Origin of the sequence: Streptomyces sp. P17 (genome assembly GCF_032436805.1) — a bacterium.
GTDB lineage: Bacteria > Actinomycetota > Actinomycetes > Streptomycetales > Streptomycetaceae > Streptomyces.
The window spans coordinates 1-261 of sequence record NZ_JAVRBF010001039.1 but is presented as its reverse complement, the minus strand read 5'-3'; the positions used below and the strand labels follow the sequence as shown (position 1 = coordinate 261).

At 68.2% G+C, this 261-nt stretch carries 1 protein-coding gene; it reads left to right on the top strand.

What is annotated here, in order from left to right; all coding sequences use genetic code 11:
• Positions 1-261, top strand: a 261-nt coding sequence (locus RMT89_RS43860) for a helicase-related protein (RefSeq protein WP_315889339.1), incomplete at both ends; no start/stop codon positions are given.

Genomic DNA, 261 nt, shown 5'->3' with positions numbered 1-261 from the left:
CGATCGAGAAGACCGCCCGCAGGCTGCGCGAACTCATCCCCGAGGCCCGCATCGTCACCGCGCACGGCCAGATGAACGAACGTGCCCTCGAACAGGTGATGGTCGACTTCTGGGAGCGTCGCGCCGATGTGCTCGTCTCCACCACCATCGTGGAGGCCGGCCTCGACATCTCCACCGCGAACACGCTCATCGTCGACCGCGCAGACCTGCTCGGGCTGTCGCAGTTGCACCAGATCCGCGGCCGCGTCGGACGCGGTCGCG